The sequence below is a fragment of the Rheinheimera gaetbuli genome, assembly GCF_054781935.1.
The window spans coordinates 449,158-466,986 of the sequence record NZ_BAAGTL010000001.1; the positions used below are offsets into that span (position 1 = coordinate 449,158).

At 49.0% G+C, this 17,829-nt stretch carries 17 protein-coding genes; 9 read left to right on the forward strand and 8 right to left on the reverse strand.

What is annotated here, in order from left to right; all coding sequences use genetic code 11:
• Window positions 1-41: 41 nt before the first annotated feature.
• Genes ACYVIC_RS02105 through ACYVIC_RS02120 form a run of 4 tightly spaced genes read left to right on the forward strand, consistent with a single transcriptional unit; the run spans window position 42 to window position 3,343 of the window.
• Window positions 42-371 carry a hypothetical protein gene (locus ACYVIC_RS02105; RefSeq protein WP_460856836.1) on the forward strand — a complete coding sequence of 110 codons (330 nt, stop codon included), beginning with the start codon at window positions 42-44 and terminating at the stop codon, window positions 369-371.
• A complete protein-coding gene (locus ACYVIC_RS02110; protein WP_460856838.1) occupies window positions 361-621 on the forward strand; it encodes a hypothetical protein in 261 nt (86 codons plus the stop codon). Before ACYVIC_RS02105 ends, ACYVIC_RS02110 begins: the two co-directional genes overlap by 11 nt.
• Complete coding sequence (locus ACYVIC_RS02115; protein ID WP_460856840.1) at window positions 618-2,174, forward strand: PepSY-associated TM helix domain-containing protein; 1,557 nt, start codon at window positions 618-620, stop codon at window positions 2,172-2,174. The genes ACYVIC_RS02110 and ACYVIC_RS02115 overlap by 4 nt, the downstream gene beginning before the upstream one ends.
• A 20-nt stretch (window positions 2,175-2,194) precedes the next feature.
• On the forward strand, window positions 2,195-3,343 hold the full coding sequence (locus tag ACYVIC_RS02120; RefSeq protein ID WP_460856842.1) for a heparan-alpha-glucosaminide N-acetyltransferase domain-containing protein: 1,149 nt from the start codon (window positions 2,195-2,197) through the stop codon (window positions 3,341-3,343).
• On the opposite strand, the gene ACYVIC_RS02125 is transcribed toward ACYVIC_RS02120, so the two are convergent.
• The gene (locus tag ACYVIC_RS02125) at window positions 3,328-4,017 is read right to left on the reverse strand and encodes a response regulator transcription factor (protein ID WP_460856843.1); all 690 of its coding nucleotides are present in this window, start codon (window positions 4,015-4,017) and stop codon (window positions 3,328-3,330) included. The two genes, ACYVIC_RS02120 and ACYVIC_RS02125, sit on opposite strands and share 16 nt — an antisense overlap.
• A gap of 85 nt (window positions 4,018-4,102) precedes the next feature.
• On the opposite strand from ACYVIC_RS02125, the gene ACYVIC_RS02130 reads away from it, so the two are divergent.
• Window positions 4,103-6,079 (forward strand): alkaline phosphatase D family protein, encoded by a 1,977-nt coding sequence (locus ACYVIC_RS02130; RefSeq protein ID WP_460856845.1) that lies wholly within the window; start codon window positions 4,103-4,105, stop codon window positions 6,077-6,079.
• Window positions 6,080-6,149: 70 nt separating this feature from the next.
• On the opposite strand, the gene ACYVIC_RS02135 is transcribed toward ACYVIC_RS02130, so the two are convergent.
• From ACYVIC_RS02135 to hutH, 3 genes are all read right to left on the reverse strand, one after another.
• On the reverse strand, window positions 6,150-6,506 hold the full coding sequence (locus ACYVIC_RS02135) for a hypothetical protein (RefSeq protein ID WP_460856846.1): 357 nt from the start codon (window positions 6,504-6,506) through the stop codon (window positions 6,150-6,152).
• Between the two features lie 399 nt (window positions 6,507-6,905).
• Window positions 6,906-8,903 carry a urocanate hydratase gene (locus ACYVIC_RS02140; RefSeq protein ID WP_460856848.1) on the reverse strand — a complete coding sequence of 666 codons (1,998 nt, stop codon included), beginning with the start codon at window positions 8,901-8,903 and terminating at the stop codon, window positions 6,906-6,908.
• A gap of 12 nt (window positions 8,904-8,915) precedes the next feature.
• The gene (gene hutH, locus ACYVIC_RS02145; protein WP_460856850.1) at window positions 8,916-10,421 is read right to left on the reverse strand and encodes a histidine ammonia-lyase; all 1,506 of its coding nucleotides are present in this window, start codon (window positions 10,419-10,421) and stop codon (window positions 8,916-8,918) included.
• A 293-nt stretch (window positions 10,422-10,714) separates the two neighbouring features.
• Between hutH and ACYVIC_RS02150 the strand changes: the two genes are divergently transcribed.
• A complete protein-coding gene (locus tag ACYVIC_RS02150) occupies window positions 10,715-11,617 on the forward strand; it encodes a LysR family transcriptional regulator (protein ID WP_460856852.1) in 903 nt (300 codons plus the stop codon).
• Window positions 11,618-11,657: 40 nt separating this feature from the next.
• Here the strand turns inward: ACYVIC_RS02150 and ACYVIC_RS02155 are convergent, their stop codons facing one another.
• Both ACYVIC_RS02155 and ACYVIC_RS02160 read right to left on the reverse strand, forming a co-directional pair.
• Window positions 11,658-12,689, reverse strand: coding sequence for a methionine synthase (locus ACYVIC_RS02155; RefSeq protein WP_460856854.1), 1,032 nt, complete (start codon window positions 12,687-12,689; stop codon window positions 11,658-11,660).
• 24 nt (window positions 12,690-12,713) lie between these two features.
• Window positions 12,714-13,688, reverse strand: coding sequence for a DUF1852 domain-containing protein (locus ACYVIC_RS02160; RefSeq protein WP_460856855.1), 975 nt, complete (start codon window positions 13,686-13,688; stop codon window positions 12,714-12,716).
• A 258-nt stretch (window positions 13,689-13,946) separates the two neighbouring features.
• On the opposite strand from ACYVIC_RS02160, the gene ACYVIC_RS02165 reads away from it, so the two are divergent.
• Window positions 13,947-14,201 carry a type II toxin-antitoxin system ParD family antitoxin gene (locus tag ACYVIC_RS02165; RefSeq protein WP_460856856.1) on the forward strand — a complete coding sequence of 85 codons (255 nt, stop codon included), beginning with the start codon at window positions 13,947-13,949 and terminating at the stop codon, window positions 14,199-14,201.
• On the forward strand, window positions 14,194-14,370 hold the full coding sequence (locus ACYVIC_RS02170) for a type II toxin-antitoxin system RelE/ParE family toxin (protein ID WP_460856858.1): 177 nt from the start codon (window positions 14,194-14,196) through the stop codon (window positions 14,368-14,370). Before ACYVIC_RS02165 ends, ACYVIC_RS02170 begins: the two co-directional genes overlap by 8 nt.
• Here the strand turns inward: ACYVIC_RS02170 and ACYVIC_RS02175 are convergent.
• On the reverse strand, window positions 14,359-14,754 hold the full coding sequence (locus tag ACYVIC_RS02175; protein ID WP_460856860.1) for a VOC family protein: 396 nt from the start codon (window positions 14,752-14,754) through the stop codon (window positions 14,359-14,361). The two genes, ACYVIC_RS02170 and ACYVIC_RS02175, sit on opposite strands and share 12 nt — an antisense overlap.
• A gap of 458 nt (window positions 14,755-15,212) precedes the next feature.
• Between ACYVIC_RS02175 and ACYVIC_RS02180 the strand changes: the two genes are divergently transcribed.
• Complete coding sequence (locus ACYVIC_RS02180; RefSeq protein WP_460856861.1) at window positions 15,213-16,493, forward strand: tyrosine-type recombinase/integrase; 1,281 nt, start codon at window positions 15,213-15,215, stop codon at window positions 16,491-16,493.
• 82 nt (window positions 16,494-16,575) lie between these two features.
• On the opposite strand, the gene ACYVIC_RS02185 is transcribed toward ACYVIC_RS02180, so the two are convergent.
• Window positions 16,576-17,826, reverse strand: coding sequence for a GmrSD restriction endonuclease domain-containing protein (locus ACYVIC_RS02185; RefSeq protein WP_460856863.1), 1,251 nt, complete (start codon window positions 17,824-17,826; stop codon window positions 16,576-16,578).
• Between the last annotated feature and the right edge of the window lie 3 nt (window positions 17,827-17,829).

Here is a 17,829-nt window from a genome sequence, read left to right on the forward strand (position 1 = left end):
TCTTCGCGGGCACAAGGCTCAGCGTTAAAAGGAATTTAGGCATGTTAATTAAATTCATCGCACTGCAATTGCTCTGGTTTGGTAGTGCAGCGTTCTATTGTGGCTCTGACAAGCAGCAACTATTGCGCCGGCCCTTGTCACGCTCCCTTGCTGTTGCGGCTTTTTTGTTCGGCACAGCATGCTCGGTAATTTTGTTCTCGCAGCTTTACCATTGGTTAAGTGCCAGCTTTACCGTGTTGGTGGTACTGATGTTTTGCTGGTGTTTGCTGACGCTTATGGCGGGGCATTGTTCAAAGGCGGTAACCGCACTCGGGGCTGGCGCCCTGTTGATGACACTGTTGGCAGTGTTGGGAGGGGCTAATGTGGCTTAAATCTGGCGTAGCGTTGTTTATTGGGTTGATTATCAACACCAGCCTGATGCTGAATCTGACCTTGTTATTACCTCTTGCTATCGACGTTTTGTTACTGCTTGGTTTTGTACTCGGTTTTATTGTCTGGGCCGCCGCTATGACCTGGTTTTATTGCTGCGAATCGCTGCAGCAAGCCCTTCGTCCTTGTGCACCTGCATTGCTCGTGTCCGTGGCGTTAAATATTTTATTGCTATTGGGAGGGCGTCAATGAAAGCGCAAACCATACGTTCAGCATTGGAAGGCCATGGCTGGCTGGGAATTTTCATCTCAGTACCTTTGTTTATCGTGTTCTGGGCAGGATCGTTAACCCTGTTCTATCCCGAACTGAAAAAATGGGCCGAGCTACCACAGTTTCCGATCGATGCGACACAGCAGGCAATGCCGGTAAATCAGGTTTTGCAACAGACACTGGCGCAATATGCGGTTGATACCAGCGAAACCATGTTTTTGGTGCTGCCGGATGAAAACCAACCCTGGTATCAGTTTTACCTGCCACAGTTGCCTGCTGAGCAAGGCATCAAACCGAACATGCTGGAGCTACTGGTTCACCCGGTTAGCGCAGAGGTGGTGACTGACGCCGAGCAGTTCCATTTCGCTGATTTTCTGTACAAGTTACACATAGATTTATACCTGCCGGCAGGTGACTATATTGTCGGTATTATCACTCTACTATTTATGGTGATCATCTTTACCGGTGTGGTGGTGCAACTGAAAAAGCTGTTCAGCAACTTTTTCCTCTATCGCAGCGATAAAACTCTGCGTTACCGGCTTACAGATATTCACAATGTCATTGGCGTTATTAGCCTGCCCTACAGTTTTATCTTTGCCCTGACGGGGCTCATGTTCAACCTGGGCTTGGTCTCACAGCTGGTCACACTGACGTTGGTGTACGAAGGCGACAGACAACGCATGTTTGCCGATGCCGGATTCGCGCGTGTAGCAGAGCAACCGGCAGGCATAACGCAGCAGATGCCAGATTTGGATCAGCTAATCGCCGATTGGGAAAGGCAACAAAATGCCCATGCTCACTCATTAAGAATTACCCATTATGGTGACCAAAATGCGTTAATCCGACTGATTGGGCAGCATAACGACAACTTTGCCCAACGCATAGATATGACTTATCGGGTAAGGGACGGACTGTTTCCGCCTGATATTAACCCATCTGAGCGCAACGCCTTTGCCGATGGCACCCGCTTTTTATATGCACTGCATTTTGGTCATTTTGCCGGCGTCGATCTGCGTATTGTCTACTTTCTATTGGGCCTTGCAGTGTGCTCCATGATAGTGGTGGGCAACATGCTGTGGCTGAACAAGTTCAGCAACAAAAAAACCACATCTAAACGGATAAGCGGCTTGTTGCAGGCAACCACGCTGGGCGGCTGTGTCGGTATTGTACTGGCTACCTGTGTCGGCTTTTTGCTGGAGCGCAGCCTGGCACCTGGCTGGTTAAGCCGGACACCGGCAATTGAAGTCAGCTTTGCGATAACGCTGCTATTAACCATGCTGGCTGCCTGCTTTAGCAGCAGACCGAAACGCTTCGTGCTGCAAGGCATGGTTGCTTGCGCAGCACTGCTGCTGACCACTGTAGCCTGTGATCTGCTGATGTTTGGCACGCACATTGTGCAGTTGGCCAATAACGGTTTTGCCGAAGTGCTGGCGGTTAGCATCAGCTTCGCCTTACTGGCTGCTTTATTACTCTTGATAGCAATTCGATTTCTATCAGAAAGCAGCCGACTGCCAGAGCATCAATACGGACACTAACAATGCGACAAGGAAAGACTATGCCTGCTATTCGCCAGCAGCCTGATAATAACGTAGCAGGCATCTTGCGTATTGCCACGTTTGACGTCGCTAAAGGGGTGGCGGTGTTACTGATGATAATGATCCATGTGCTGGATTTTTACGGCTTGCCAGACGTGCGCTTTGGCGCCTTTGGTAGCACACTGAAATTTGCCGTAGGCTGGCCTGCAGCATCAATGTTTGTATTTGTCATGGGTCTGTTTGTCACCTATTCAGGTAGCTGTAGTTTGCGCCGGGATGTGTTGCGTGCCGCGGCTTTATTCGCTCTGGGCTATTTACTTAATCTGACCCGCAGCACCATTCCAATGTGGTTGTCGCTGGAAATTGGCCTGGTGAGTTATGCCGATATTGCACCTCATACCCCATTGTCAGAATTGTTGATCGTAGACGTGTTTCAGTTTGCCGGTTTGGCATTGTTAATCTGCGCCTTGCTGCGGCACTATTTACCTTACCCTGGCTATTGGCTAATGGCCGCGCTGGCCGTTGCCTTGACCTCACCACTGCTCTGGGATGCAAGCAGCGGAAACAAACTGCTTGACGAAGTACTGAAACTGTTTGTTGGTAATCAACAGCAGGGCGCAATGTTTCCGCTGTTTCCCTGGCTAGCGTACCCGTTGCTGGGCATGGCTACAGGACACTGGCTACGCCAGAGGGCAGAACTTAATACGGGTTTACAACTTTGTATGTACCTTGGCTTGATATTAATGGTCGCGGCAGCACTGTTGATAGCAACTAACCCGGACTACCATGTGGCCGACAATTTGCGCAGTGGACCTGGTTTAATCGTGTTTTTTACCGGCCTGATCCTGGTGTTTTTATGGGCCTGTCATACCTTGATAAAACGGATCTCGCAGCACAACCGCGGGCTGTCTTTGTTGTGTTTCTGGGGCGAGCAAGTGACTGCAATGTATGTAGTACAATGGTTGTTGATTGGCTGGGGCCTTATGGTGTTTGGCTTACAGCAAATGAACCTGTTACAAAATCTGCTGGCAATGCTCGGTATACTGATACTGTCAGATCTGATCGTGCGCGGCTGGTACAAATTGCGTAAACGGCGTAACAAACAGCAGCTGCTTAGCCCAGAGGTAAATTTATCCTCAGCCGCTGTGCGTAGTTATGCAAAGCGATAACCTTTACCATGCACGGTTGCCAGTTTATCTGGCGCCATTCCTGCCTGCTCCAGTTTTTTACGCACCCTGCTCATGTGCATATCCAGGCTCCGATCATCGCGACTAAAAGGGCGGCCCAGCACCGTCTGATATAACAAAGGCTTGCTCAGTACCTGTTGTTTATTTTCAAGTAACACCCACAGCAGTTTGAATTGCACTGGCGTGAGGCTCAGTTTGGTACCGGAAAATTCCGCATGTTGCGTGCTGCGATTAAGCTGGATTTGGTCTACCGTCAGGCTTTTACTTGCAACTGCGGGTTTGTTGTAGCACGCAGAACGACGCAATAAGGCGTCAATGCGCACCAACAACTCGTTAACATTAAACGGCTTTGCCAGACAATCGTCTGCCCCACTGCTGTAGCCTCGTATCCGCTGCTGTTCGGCACCTGCCGCCGTTAGCAGCATTACCGGGGTTTGTTTTATTTTGCGCAGCTGTTCCAGCACAACAAAACCGTTCATATCGGGCAGCATTACAGCCAGTAAAATCAAATCAAAACTTTGTTGTAGTGCGGCCGTCAACCCCAGCTCACCGTCCCGGCACTGCTGGGTTTTGAAACCTTTGTGCTGCAACAACTCCGCAACCTGAGCACTGAGAGTCAGATCAGCTTCGATAATTAAAATTCGGCGGCTATTCATGGTATATAGATTACTAGAAAAATAATTTGGCATAATCTAATGCTAACGATTCTCATTTGCAAATTTATTTTAACAGAGAGTACACATGTATGAAGCGTTAAATGCTGTGCCGGCAACAGCAGATAAGCCAGCCCCAGCGCTGGTCCTGGCTGGCCCTATCCTGCGCGCTGTTACACCAAGCAGTTTTACGCTGTGGCTGGCTACCAGCAGGCCGGTTCAGTTGCAGCTGAAGCTGCTGCCAGCTCAGGGCGAAACACAGCGATTTAGCACACTGCAAATGCAGCAGTACACCCAAAGCGTGCGCTGCGCGGGCAAACTGTTTTTGCAGCTGATCCATATTCCTCTGCAACAGCCCCTGCCAACCGGCTGCTGGATTGGTTATGACTTACAGCTGGCGGATAAATCTGCCAGCCCCCAGCCAGACTGGCTGGGCTGGCAAAACTGGGCACCGGATCTGGTGTATCCTGGGCGCAAGACACCGGGCTTTGTTATTCAGCCCAAACTCACCCGCTTACTACATGGCTCGTGCCGCAAGCCGCATTTTGCTGCCGATGATGGCCTGCTGGCCGCCGATTTATACCTGCAACAGCACGCACCAGAGCACTGGCCGGCACTGTTGTTACACAGTGGCGATCAAATTTACGCCGACGATGTAGCCGCCCCCATGCTGCATGCTATTCACCAGCTTATTAACCAGCTGGATTTTAGCGATGAAGACTTACCCTGCTCAAGTGTCAGCCAGTCAGCCGAATTACACAGCGACAGCCCCTATTATTACCGCCGCGATACGCTATTACCGAAAACCGACACCAGCCAGGCCATGCTAACCCAGGTATTTAAAGGTGCTAAAAAGCCGGTATTTACCACCGACAGTGCGCGTAATCACCTTATTAGCCTGGCCGAAATGCTTGGTATGTATCTGTTAGTATGGTCACCGGCTGGCTGGTTAGCTGACGCCACAGCGTTAAGCGCAAAGCAAGTGCTACAGCTTAGCCCTGAACAACAACAAACCTATACAAAACATCAGCACATTATTCTGCAGTTTGTCGCCGGGCTTGGCGGCGTGCGTCGAGTATTGGCGCACCTGCCCAGCGCAATGATCTTTGACGATCACGACGTAACCGATGACTGGAATTTAACGGCTGAATGGGAGCAAACCGCCTATGAGCATGATTTCTCCCGTCGCATCATCGGCAATGCGCTGATTGGTTATCTGTTGTGCCAGGGCTGGGGCAATACTCCACAACGCTTTAGCCCGGAGTTACTGCACCAGGCTGAACTGGCGCTGGCCAACAGCGGTTCAACGCAGCATCAGCAGCTGATCACCGATTTATTGCGCTTTAACCAATGGCATTATCAATGGCCAACCGAGCCGCCGCTACTGGTACTGGACACCCGCACCCGACGCTGGCGCTCAGAAATTGATATCGGCAAACCCTCGGGCCTGCTCGACTGGGAAGCCATTACCGAACTGCAACAAGATCTTATCGGCCATGAGGCGGTGGTACTGGTATCACCGGCGCCGGTGTTCGGCGTAAAATTAATTGAAGGTATACAAAAGCTGTTTACCTTTGTCGGTAAACCACTGCTAGTCGATGCCGAAAACTGGATGGCGCACCGCGGCACCGCTTATGCGCTGATGAACTTATTCCGCCATCCGAAAACGCCAAAACACTTTGTTATTTTATCAGGCGATGTTCATTATTCCTTTGTTTATGAAGTAAATTTACGCGGCCAGCAAGGCGGGCCGGATATCTGGCAAATTACCAGCAGTGGCCTGAAAAATCAGTTCCCCACCCGGTTATTGGATGTCCTGGACCGGCTAAACCGCTGGCTGTATTCGCCACGCTCACCACTAAACTGGTTTACCAAGCGCCGACGGATGAAAATTGTGCCGCACAAGCCCGACAACGCTAAAGCTGGCGAACGTTTACTAAATCAGGCCGGCATTGGTTTAGTAGAGCTAAACCCTGATGGCTCGCCCAAGCGCGTGCTACAGCTGACTGTGCAAGGTAAGGCCATCGCCTTTAACATCAGCGAAGCTGACGCCCGCTGGGAGTAATCAATGTTGCTGCTGCAGTTTAATCCGCAGCAGATAACTACTGGCGGTAATACATAACCAGCTATTGTCGCTACTTAATGCCACATTGGCCGCCGCCACGCCGATTTGAATAGTTCCCAAATGTTCGCCCTGTGGCGATATTACCCAAACCCCTCCCGGCCCGGTGGCAAGCAAGATGCCGGATGGCAGCACTTTTAAGCCATCGGGCAAGGCGCTGGCGGTTATTCTGCGGATACAGGCCGGTATAACCGGAAGGCTGCAGATACAGCGTTAAACCCTGGGCTTCATTCCAGCGATATACTTTATTTTCCGGCACATCAGAAAACAAAATATCGCCGGTTAGCGGCACTGCTATCGGCCCTTCAGACCAGCGAAAGCCCTCAGCCAGCTGCTCAAGCCTGGCGTCCGCAGCCACCACCTGCTGCATAGCTGGTTTAAGCGTTAATACCGGCTGTACCGGCCAGGGCGCAAACCCGGTTCCACCGCAGCAAGCCTGTGCTGTAATGCAGCTGCTGGAGCTTGCAGAGCAATATGCCGCGGCAGGTAAAACCTTAACGGTTAAAGCAGAATAGTACTGCGTGTTGCCCGGCGTCAATTACTCGGCCCAGCGCTGTTTGACTTCAGGAATAGCGTCCCCGGCAAGGCCATGTGGTTAACCACTGGCGTAACCACTCCATCAAATCTACCCCTCAATGTGTATGCTTTGTACGAAGGTTAACAAAGTAATGGCTTTTGCCGCCAGACAGCTGTTATATTTTTACCCGGTAACAAAGCCTGCAACGGGCCGGGCTATGCTGTCAGTAGACGCAGCCCGGTGCATTGACGGCTAGAACAGATTATTTAACAGATCGTCATCAACCCGGTTAGCCAGCGTCACCTTTAACTTTGGCGTTCTAGCCATTTCGCGTTTAATAGCAAAATCAGCTTCTTCGTTGCGGGCCCAGCTGCGACGGGCAATACCATTATTGACATCAAATAACAGCATCGACTTCAAGCGACGATCAGCCTCGGCTGAGCCATCAAGCAGCATACCAAAGCCACCGTTAATGACTTCACCCCAGCCAACACCGCCGCCATTATGGATAGACACCCAGGTCGCGCCACGGAAGCTGTCACCAATCACGTTATGAATCGCCATATCGGCGGTAAAGCGGCTGCCATCGTAGATGTTTGAGGTTTCACGAAACGGTGAGTCGGTACCGCTGACATCGTGATGATCGCGCCCCAGTACCACAGGGCCTATTTCACCGCGGGCAATGGCGTCGTTAAAGGCGCTGGCGATTTTCATCCGCCCTTCGGCATCGGCATATAAAATACGTGCCTGTGAGCCCACCACCAGCTTGTTTTGCTTGGCATCTTTGATCCAGGTAATGTTGTCCTGCATTTGCTGCTGAATTTCGGCTGGCGCCTGCGCCATAATGTCTGTCAGCACCTCTGCAGCAATGGCATCGGTTTTATCCAGATCTTCCGGTTTACCAGAGGTACAAACCCAGCGGAACGGGCCAAAGCCATAGTCAAAACACATCGGGCCTAAGATATCCTGCACATACGACGGATATTTAAAATCTATACCGTTAGCGGCCATCACATCGCCGCCAGCGCGCGAGGCTTCCAGCAAAAACGCATTACCGTAATCAAAAAAGTACGTGCCTCTGGCAGTATGTTTGTTCACTGCATCGGCATGGCGTTGCAGTGTCGCCTGCACTTTGGCTTTAAACAACTCAGGCTCTTCACGGATTAAGCGGTTGGCGTCGTCATAACTGATATCCACCGGGTAATAACCGCCCGACCAGGGGTTATGCAACGAGGTTTGGTCTGAACCTAAATGTACAAAGATATCGCTATGGTAAAACTGCTCCCAGACATCAACCACATTGCCGATGTAGGCAATAGACACCACTTCGGCGTTGGCCTGGGCTTGTTTTACCCGGGCGATCAGCGCGTCCATATTGTCGATAAGCTCATCAACCCAGCCCTGCTGATGGCGCTTGGTGGCGGCTTTCGGGTTAACTTCAGCACACACAGTGATGCAGCTGGCGATATTACCGGCTTTGGGTTGGGCACCGCTCATGCCGCCTAAACCAGCGGTGAGGAATATTTTGCCTTGCGGGCTATCGCCTTGTTGCAGTACTTTACGAAAGGCGTTCATCACGGTAATCGTAGTGCCGTGCACTATGCCCTGCGGGCCGATATACATGTAAGAGCCAGCTGTCATCTGGCCATATTGGGTTACGCCAAGCGCATTAAAGCGCTCCCAGTCATCCGGTTTTGAATAGTTGGGGATCATCATGCCGTTGGTGACAATAACCCGCGGTGCTTCTTCCGACGAGGGGAATAAACCCATTGGGTGGCCGGAATACATATGCAGCGTCTGATCGCTGTCCATTTCACTTAAATACTGCATGGTAAGCCGGTATTGCGCCCAGTTCTGGAATACGCCGCCATTACCACCATAGGTAATCAGCTCTTCCGGGTGCTGCGCTACCGCCGGGTCAAGGTTGTTATCAATCATCAGCATAATGGCCGCCGCTTGCTGGCATTTGGCCGGATATTCGCTGATAGGCCGGGCTTTTATGGCGTAATCCGGTTTAAAGCGGTACATATAAATACGGCCGTAATCATTCAGCTCTTTGGCAAACTCGGCGGCGAGCTCGCTGTGCCACTGTTTTGGGAAGTAACGCAGCGCATTGCGCACGGCCAGCTGCTTCTCTGCAGTGCTTAGAATATCTTTGCGCTTAGGCGCTCGGTTAGCATCCAGCGGATAAGCCTTAGCGGCCGGTAATACCGTTGGAATGCCCTGCTTAATCTGGTCCTGAAAAGTCATTTAAATCCCCTCTTAATTCAGTGCGAAGCTAACGCTAAAGGCCTGGCTTGTTACCAGCTTAATCATGGCGTCGATATCCGGCTTTAATAGCCGATCTTCTTCCAGTTTCGCCACCTTGCTACGAATAAGCGCAAAGTTGTGTTCAACCAGATCAGAACACTTGTTTGGCCGGCGAAACTCAATAGCTTGCGCCGCATACATCAGCTCTATCGCCAGAATTTTTTCCAGGTTGCCTAAAATCTGGTTTAGTTTACGGCCGGAGATACTGCCCATCGACACATGATCTTCCTGCCCCATCGACGTAGGTACGCTATCGGCCGACGGCGGGAAACACAGTGATTTGTTTTCTGTCACCAAAGCTGCCGTTACATACTGCGGGATCATCAGACCGGAATTTAACCCGCCGGCTTTAGTTAACAAGCGCGGCAAGCCGTGTAAGCCTTCCAGCAACAGGTAACAACGCCGGTCAGAAATATTGCCCAGTTCGGCTGCGGCAATAGAATTATAATCCAGCACCATCGCCAGCGGCTGGCCGTGGAAACTGCCACCGGAAATGGCTTCTTCACTGCTTATTACTATTGGATTATCGGTTACCGAGTTCATTTCAATCTCGGCCAGTTCTTTTAAGTGGTTGTAGGCATTGCGCGATGCGCCGTGTACCTGGGGAATACAGCGCAGCGAATAAGGGTCTTGCACCCGGGCACAGCCAGTGTGCGAGGCCATATTTTCAGAATCTTTAAATAAGCGGCGCATACGCGCGGCCACTTCAATATTGCCGGCAAAAGCACGGATTTGATGCAGCTCAGGCCTAAACGGCGAGCTACTACCCTGCATGCCTTCAATACTCATGGCGCCAGCCACATCAGCTAAATCTAACAAGTAGCGCATTTTGGTTAACGCGGTAATAGCATGCGATAAAATAAACTGGGTGCCGTTAATCAGGCCCAGACCTTCTTTGGCCTGCAACTCAATCGGCGCCAAACCATGTTGCGCCAACGCTTCTGCCGCGTTGATGCTGCCGTTATCCTGCCAGAACTCACCTTCGCCCAGTAGCGGTAAAAACAAGTGCGATAACGGCGCTAAATCGCCGGAAGCACCTACCGAGCCTTGCTCCGGCACTACCGGAATAAGGTCCAGCTCAATAAATTTCAGCATGCGCTCAACCACTTCGAGGCGCACGCCGGAATAGCCCTGGCTTAGTGCATGCACCTTGGTGATTAACATCAGTTTAGAAATGGCTTTGGCAATCGGCTCACCAACACCAACCGCATGAGTAATAAGCAGGTTTTTTTGCAGCAAGGCGGTTTCCGCCGGGGAGATTTGCGTATCACACAAGGGGCCAAAACCGGTGTTGATACCGTAAATGGCTTTGTTAGACGCCGCCATAATTTCAACGTTGTTGCGGCTCTGGTTAATGCTGGCAATGGCTTCTGCGCACAGCTCAGCCTTAATGCTGCCATCGGCGATACCGTTAACGATATCTAAATCCATCCTGTCTATACCATAGCGAAACGTCATTTTGTGCTCCTCGATGTTTAACTCTTTTAAGTCTGTTCAGTACGACCAAACGTTTGAGCGGAATCGGTTTGTACTAAGCTAACCGTTGAAGCCCCGGATGGGCTGAGACGAGCCCCCAGGGAGGGGTTCACGGCGTGTTAGCGTGTGCAAACCGATTCAAGCCAACACCTCAGTCAGGAAGATTGGCACTGAACCCGCTTTACTATGCCGTCATGCTAACTTGCGCCAGTAGTTTTATAAATACATAATAATCGTAACTTATTCCGAATTTACCGAACTAAAGAGCCAGCACTATGCAAGTTCAGGATGTCGACCTTAGATTACTCCGGGTGTTTGTTACTATTGTCGAATGCGGCGGGCTGTCGGCGGCCGAATCGCGGCTGAATATTGGCCGCTCGACCATTAGCGCACATTTATCGGATCTGGAAATCCGCCTGGGTGTAACCCTGTGCAAACGCGGCCGCAGCGGCTTTGAGCTAACCGAGCCCGGCCGCATTACCTATCAGGCGTCGCTGGAACTACTGCAGCAGTGTGAAGCCTTCGCCAGCACCGTTGCTGGCTCAAAGCATAAACTTTCCGGCCGGGTTACCCTGGCCATCATTGACACACTAGTCAGCGATCCACGCTGTGGCGTCGCCCAGGCCATAGCGGCACTAAAGCAAAAAAGCGACAGCATTCAGTTTGATTTATATGTCTGCGAAGCGCGCGAAGTGGAAACCGCTGTCGCCAACGGCCGCTCTTTACTCGGTATCGGCGTTAGCCGCCACCCAATCCGCGGCCTCGATTACACGCCGCTATTTAACGAAACCAACTACCTGTACTGCGGCAGTGACCATCCGTTATTTGCCTGCGACGCTCAGGCCGTCAGCACACTGCTGCAACAGGCCGAGGTGATCACCAGCAACTATTTACGCGATAAAGAACGGCGTAACGACGGCTTAAACTATCAAAACAGCGCCATTGCCTATCATGACGAAGGCATAGCGCATTTAATTTTATCCGGCAAATTTATTGGCTACCTGCCCGAGCATTACGCCAGCTATTGGGTAGAAAAAGGTCTGTTTAAGGCGATATTACCGCAGCAATATTGCTACCAAATACCGGTGATGCTGATCACGTCAAACAATCATGCCAGCTCGCCACTGGCACAAGCGATGATTGACGCCATTAAACGCAGCCATGTTGTCAGGCAATAAACTCTGGCACAGTTTCAGCTGTTTTTGTAACGGCATTTAGTTAGTTGGCCAGTAGTTCATTTCTCACAATTTGCGTCCCTGCCGCCAGGGCATGCAATTTGCCGCTGGCAACCTCGCGGGATAACGGCGCCATACCGCAGTTGGTACAAGGGTAAAGCTTGTCGGCATCGACATACTGCAGCGCTTGCCTCAGCGTCGCCGCCACTTGCTCTGGTGTTTCTATGCTATCGCTTGCCACATCAATGGCACCCACCATCACTTTTTTACCGCGCAGCAGCGCAAGCAGCTCCATCGGTACCCGCGAGTTATGACACTCCAGGGATATAATATCGATATTGGATTGTTGCAGCTTAGGGAATACCGCTTCGTATTGCCGCCACTCGGAGCCTAAGGTTTTTTTCCAGTCGGTATTGGCTTTAATGCCATAACCATAACAAATATGTACGGCCGTTTCGCATTTAAGCCCTTCGATGGCGCGCTCTAAACACCTAATACCCCAGTCATTTACCTCATCAAAAAACACATTAAAGGCCGGTTCATCAAACTGAATAATATCCACTCCGGCAGCTTCTAACTCTTTTGCTTCCTGGTTCAGTATTTTGGCAAATTCCCAGGCCAGTTTTTCACGGCTTTTATAGTGGTCATCATACAGCGTGTCGATCATCGTCATCGGGCCCGGCAGGGCCCACTTTATCGGTTGCGTTGTTTGCGCGCGTAAAAATTTGGCATCGTCAACAAACACCGGCTTTGGCCGCGACACCGGGCCCACTACTGTGGGTACACTGGCATCATAGCGGTTACGGATTCTAACCGTTTTACGCTGGTTAAAATCCACACCGCTTAAGTGCTCGATAAAGGTGGTGACAAAGTGTTGCCGGCTTTGCTCGCCATCACTGACAATATCAATGCCGGCCAGCTGTTGCTGCTGTAATGACAGCCGCAGTGCATCCTGCTTGCCATCAGCCAGTTCGTCACCCTGCAGTTTCCACGGCGACCAAAGTGTTTCCGGCTGTGCCAGCCAGCTTGGTTTAGGCAAACTGCCGGCCGTTGAAGTAGGTAAAAGTGTTTTCATAGTTAGTATTATCCGGATTATTAATTAAGCGAAGTTAGCCGACCATTGTTCCAGCGTTGCCCGGTGCGGTTTAATAAAGTGCTCTTCAGCAAACCTGCCCTGAGCTATAGCTAACTTGCTACGCTCTTCACGGTCATACACAATTTGCGTAATGGAATGATCCGGATTTTTTAAATCCGGTTTATAGCTTTTGCCTGCAACCGCATTGGCGTTATAAATTTCCGGCCGGTAAATTTTTTGAAAAGTTTCCATGGTGCTGATGGTGCTAATCAGCTCAAGGTTGGTGTAATCGTTAAGTAAGTCACCAACGAAATGGAAGGCCAAAGGCGCCACGCTGTTTGGCGGCATAAAATAACGCACCTGCAGGCCCATTTTTTTAAAATACTGCTCGGTTAACGACGACTCGTTTGCCAGGTACTCCACGCCCAGTACCGGATGCTGGTTTTCCGTGCGCTGATAGGTTTTGTTATCGGACACACTGAGGCAAATAACCGGCGGCTTGCTAAAATGCTGCTTGTAAGCATCTGAGTTAACAAAATATCTAAACAGCTTGCCATGCAACTCGCCAAAATTTTCCGGAATGCTGAACTGCGCTTGCTGCTTATTATGCTCGCGCAGCAATACGCTGAAATCATAGTCGCGCACATAAGAGGAAAAGTTATTGCCGACAATGCCTTCAATGCGCTCGTTGGTTTTGTGATCGACAATATGGGTTTTTAATACTTCAATCGACGGAAAGCTTGCGCCATTGCCGGCAATATCCACATCCACCGAAACGATGTCCAGCTCGACAGCGTAGCGATCACCTTTAGGGTTGTCCCATTGCGCCAGCGCATTAAAGCGGTTGTTAATCATCGTTAAAGCGTTACGCAAATTCTGCTGGCGGCACTCACCCCGCGCCAAATTAGCGAAGTTAGTGGTGATACGGGTACTCTCCGCCGGCTGATAATGCTCATCAAACCGAATGCGTTTAATGGTAAAACTGAAATCTTTGTTCATGCTGTGCTATCCCCTTTGCTAATCCGTCGCGACAAAACATCCAGACGTCTAGACTTAAAGCCATGTGTAATTTATACACCCGGGACTGCATGAATAAAAATGATATTATTTCATTAACCAATGACATAAATTCATAGTTAATGCGTATCGAACGCTTATTAATTACCAGTAAAATGTTTTGCTGTTCGCCGCACCTTGAAAAGTGCATGTTATGCGCATAACATGCGCGTAATGCGCAGTTAGCTTTAGGAGTGGACTATGAACATTACTTTGGGTCATGAATTTGAAAAACGCATCAATGAAAAGATCTCATCTGGTTTATACACCTCAGCAAGTGAAGTAATTCGGGATGGCTTGCGGTTGCTGTTTGAAAAGGATTTAGCAAAGCAACACCAGCTGGAGATATTGCGACAGGAGGTTGCACGGGGCTTTGAACAATTGTCAGCAGGGACTCACTCTGCCAAAAACGCTCTGGATATTTTCGATGATGTGAGTCGGGGAATAGATGGCTGATTATAAGCTATCTCTCCTTGCTGAAGCCGATATTAAGGAAATATCGGTAACCACAATAGAGGTTTGGGGTAAGCAGCATGCCAGACTCTATATAGAAAGTCTGCATAACTCGCTGCTGACTCTGGCTCAGCATCCCGATTTAGCCACTAAAACTAACTTATGCCATTGAATGCAGGCCGATTAAATTGCCTTCAGAGTCGCGCACTACGGCGCAAAAACCATGCTCACCAATCGACATTTTCGCCTGCTGTATACTGCCACCATTAGCTACTGCGCGTTCAGCCTGCACCGCACAATCCTCACAGCCAAAATACACTAGCGTGCCACCACCGCCTGGAGTAAAACCGGCCATCTTCACCAGGCTACCGCCGGCACCGTAGTAACTCATGCCGTTTTCTTTATCCATCGGGAAGAACCACATGTCCATCTCAGCCTCCGGCGTGGGTGACGGCATGTGTTCCAGCTTGATATCAAACAGCGCCTGATAAAACGCTTTGGCGCGTTCCATATCGTCTACGTAAATTTCAAAATGTACTACCGGGTTAAATTTCATTGCGTTGCTCCTAAAGTTGGCAATACCTTGCAAAGCCTGCTGATGCTGCAGTAAAGGTAGCAGTGATTGATTCACGGTAGTTAGTCGGATGGAGAATAAAAAGATCGACAAGTATTTCGCAGAATCTACCCGTTATTTTTCAGGTTTTGTTTGGGCGCACTTAAAACATTAGGTACCAAATTATTTTCAGCCATTGGCAACGGCCCGACTAAACGGCAAATGCTGCAAAGTGTTTAGCAAGAAGACTTTATATCTACGATAAATTGGTTTGGAACAGAGTGATAACTTAGTGAGTATATTGGTGCCTAGGGTCGGACTCGAACCGACACGGAGTTTCCCCCGGCGGATTTTGAACAGAACGCGTCTATATTGGTCACTGAAATCAAAGCGTGTAAGATAGGTTTTTACTAAATCGTCACGCTTTGCAAAATCTTTGCAAATCTTAGTGGACTATATAAATGGCGACTCAGCTCGAAAGACACGACATTTCGAAGGGATTATACGTATTCCTACAGAACAATAGCAAGCGCTGGTACTGCCGCTTTAACCTCAATGGCAAGTGGTTGTGCAAAGGCACTGGAGAAGAAGACAAAGACCGAGCTATCGCTATGGCACACCGAATCTTAATAGAATATGAGGTGAGAGCCAAGACCAATACGCTAACCACCAGCAAGCGTTTCCGCGACGTTGCCGAAAAAGCCATTACCACCATGAAAATGGATAAGAAGCGCGGAGCCGGTAAACCTATATATGATGACTACATTGGCTGCTTGCAGAAATACCACATTCCATTTTTCGACCGCACCTATATAACCTCCATCGATGCGGAAAAACTGTACGAGTTCGACATATGGCGAGCAGAGAAGTTAAAACGTAAGCCTGCAAAATCTACCCTGATGACCCATAACGCAGCAATGCAGCTGGTGTTTAAAGAGGCCGTTCGCAATAAATGGATGCTACCTGCCCAAGTACCAGAGCTAAATACAGATAGCGGCAAGATAACGGTAAGGCGCGCATCATTCACCCCAGAAGAATACGAAAAAATCCAAGACCACCTTTTCCATCTAGAGGAAAACAGTCGTAAAGAGGTGACGAGGCAAATACGTGAATTGACGCAAGACTATGCAGAGTTCGTAATTAATACGGGTATGCGCCCTGGGTCTGAGCTGGATAACCTGACATGGGGTGATTTACACATCGAGCGTAGTGATGACAAAGCCACCTTTTTCATTAGCGTTCGCAAAGGTAAAACCACGCTTCACACTGGCACGCGTGAAGTTGTCTGCAAGCGAGCATTACAAAACACCATCCTTCGAATGACAGAGCGTTTTCCGAACCGCCAGGCCGATGACCTACTCTTTCGCTTGCCTAATGGTGCCGAAACTAAAGAAATAGGCCGGACGTTTAATGCAGCACTGAAAGACATCGGTTTAGACGAATCACCATACGGTAAAAGAACACTTTATTCTCTCCGACATTCATTCATCACTTGGGAATTGGTCTCCCAAAAAGTGACAATAGACGTTCTGGCTCGCCAATGTGGAACCAGCATTGAGATGATTGAGCGCCACTACAGCCATGTAATACCAAGGATGTTTAGCCAACAGCTATCAGGTGTTGATATACCCAAGAAAGAAGAGATTGAGCGTAAATGGACACACGCGGATAAACTCAGCAAACTATGGGAAAAACGGTTCATCGACTGGGAAATGAACTACAAAAACCGAGGAACCATTTAAATTTACCAGCTCAAATCTGATTGAACAGACACCAGCACAAAACTGGTAACTGTCAGTTCAGATCTGAGCTAGTACAACTTAACTAAATGTCCGTTGTCTTCCAAACGTCTTTCGCAAGTGAAATTAAAAGCATATGCCGTTTTTCAATTGAAGCAGCATTCCATTCAGGAAACGCTTCCAATTTGGCATTGATTCTTGTTACTGAAGTGTCTTGCCCTACATCGGCTAAAGCAACAAGGCTTCGAGTTAGGTAGTTACCACTCTTACTGTATTCCAATTGCTTGGCCACGTAAAAATCATTGCCTGCGACAATATTGATTGGTTTTTCCAGCAAGGTAAGATTACCGAGGCGATTTTTATAATCGTCATACACAGCATTAGGGTTGTCATCAAGCCAACTTTGGCGAAGCTCTGCTTTTGGGTTGTTCGGCAAAATATGTTCAACTTCAAGCTTGGTATATGGTTCAAGACTGCCAGGCGTCTTGATTCCGCTGAATGCCATTTCGACGTGCTGAGTTAAGCGCGCTAGCAAGTACTTCGTTCGATATTGCTGCATCGAAAAAAATGTGAACCGTTTGAGTGCATCAGCTAGTTCTTGGGACTTAGCACTCATATTTTTCTCAAAATGAACAGATATAAAGTCGTTTAGTTTGCATTTCTGTAAAGAAAGATCTGTTGTTCCGGCAATAGTACGTAGTTCATCCGCCCATAACGAAAAATTACGTTCTAAGTCTTTTGTCGGTGTTTTTGTGAAGATGTAATAAAAAAGGAAACTCTCCAACTGTGCGACGAAGTGATCAAATAGTTGTTTTGGAAAATTGGCGGCGGCAAGTAGTAAGACATAATGCAAACTGAAAGCCCCGCCAGTAAGCCTTTTCAAGCTATCCATCACCAAACTTGGTTGACCGTCATTTCCGCACCCTTTAGCAAATGATATATAGTGCTCTACGTTACGAATTACTTTTCGGACAAACTCAAAGGGTTTAGCTTCGTAGTTGCAAAGAGCTGCATTACCTTTTGCGACAAACCAGTCGTAAATTTCATCTTCACGCACAACATTGTCCGCACGATCATTTTTTATGACGTAGTTAGCCATCAAAAAGTATCTTAGAAATCTAAGAGGTTTTTCTTTAGCCTTCTCAAGTGGTTTGGTAACCTTTTTCCACTCATCTTTCAGCTCCGTAAACTGGGTTTGCTTTACTTGTGTGAACAACAGATTCTTAAGCAAATCCATCGGATTCAAGCCGACCCCTCTTTCATTAATAGTCTCAAAAATTTTTAAAGCACTACTAACATCAGTTGAAATCTGGATAAATACAACGTTATTTGCCAAATA

Excerpts from the sequence above, each read along its gene's own strand:
- ACYVIC_RS02105 (WP_460856836.1), top strand. The coding sequence starts at position 42 with ATGTTAATTAAATTCATCGCACTGCAATTGCTCTGGTTTGGTAGTGCA.
- ACYVIC_RS02110 (WP_460856838.1), top strand. The coding sequence starts at position 361 with ATGTGGCTTAAATCTGGCGTAGCGTTGTTTATTGGGTTGATTATCAAC.
- ACYVIC_RS02115 (WP_460856840.1), top strand. The coding sequence starts at position 618 with ATGAAAGCGCAAACCATACGTTCAGCATTGGAAGGCCATGGCTGGCTG.
- ACYVIC_RS02120 (WP_460856842.1), top strand. The coding sequence starts at position 2,195 with ATGCCTGCTATTCGCCAGCAGCCTGATAATAACGTAGCAGGCATCTTG.
- ACYVIC_RS02125 (WP_460856843.1), bottom strand. The coding sequence starts at position 4,017 with ATGAATAGCCGCCGAATTTTAATTATCGAAGCTGATCTGACTCTCAGT.
- ACYVIC_RS02130 (WP_460856845.1), top strand. The coding sequence starts at position 4,103 with ATGTATGAAGCGTTAAATGCTGTGCCGGCAACAGCAGATAAGCCAGCC.
- ACYVIC_RS02135 (WP_460856846.1), bottom strand. The coding sequence starts at position 6,506 with ATGCAGCAGGTGGTGGCTGCGGACGCCAGGCTTGAGCAGCTGGCTGAG.
- ACYVIC_RS02140 (WP_460856848.1), bottom strand. The coding sequence starts at position 8,903 with ATGACTTTTCAGGACCAGATTAAGCAGGGCATTCCAACGGTATTACCG.
- hutH (WP_460856850.1), bottom strand. The coding sequence starts at position 10,421 with ATGACGTTTCGCTATGGTATAGACAGGATGGATTTAGATATCGTTAAC.
- ACYVIC_RS02150 (WP_460856852.1), top strand. The coding sequence starts at position 10,715 with ATGCAAGTTCAGGATGTCGACCTTAGATTACTCCGGGTGTTTGTTACT.
- ACYVIC_RS02155 (WP_460856854.1), bottom strand. The coding sequence starts at position 12,689 with ATGAAAACACTTTTACCTACTTCAACGGCCGGCAGTTTGCCTAAACCA.
- ACYVIC_RS02160 (WP_460856855.1), bottom strand. The coding sequence starts at position 13,688 with ATGAACAAAGATTTCAGTTTTACCATTAAACGCATTCGGTTTGATGAG.
- ACYVIC_RS02165 (WP_460856856.1), top strand. The coding sequence starts at position 13,947 with ATGAACATTACTTTGGGTCATGAATTTGAAAAACGCATCAATGAAAAG.
- ACYVIC_RS02170 (WP_460856858.1), top strand. The coding sequence starts at position 14,194 with ATGGCTGATTATAAGCTATCTCTCCTTGCTGAAGCCGATATTAAGGAA.
- ACYVIC_RS02175 (WP_460856860.1), bottom strand. The coding sequence starts at position 14,754 with ATGAAATTTAACCCGGTAGTACATTTTGAAATTTACGTAGACGATATG.
- ACYVIC_RS02180 (WP_460856861.1), top strand. The coding sequence starts at position 15,213 with ATGGCGACTCAGCTCGAAAGACACGACATTTCGAAGGGATTATACGTA.